Genomic DNA, 276 nt, shown 5'->3' on the forward strand with positions numbered 1-276 from the left:
TTTCGATACGGGCAACGTTAGTACCTGCTGTAGAAGCGATACGGTTGATACCGATGCTTTTCAGGCCAGTTGCATCTTGCAAGTCAACTGCAACAACGGCGTTGTTGTTGACGTTTTGTGCATCAGCGGAACCAGTGAAGGTGAACGTGGCTGTCTGGATGTTTTTGAGCGTTGGGGTGATGATTGGCGCGCCGTTGTCATTGGAGTTACCCAGTGTGGCTGTCAATTTGTTGTTGGCTGTGGCGGATGTGTTGGAGCCTGTCAGTACGTCTTCGT

At 50.7% G+C, this 276-nt stretch carries 1 protein-coding gene; it reads right to left on the bottom strand.

What is annotated here, in order from left to right:
• Nucleotides 1-276: hypothetical protein (locus tag ACO0LN_RS30360; protein WP_422980497.1), on the bottom strand; the 276-nt coding region annotated here is incomplete at both ends.

The organism is Undibacterium sp. TC9W (assembly GCF_049339865.1).
In the GTDB taxonomy this organism is placed as follows: domain Bacteria; phylum Pseudomonadota; class Gammaproteobacteria; order Burkholderiales; family Burkholderiaceae_D; genus Undibacterium.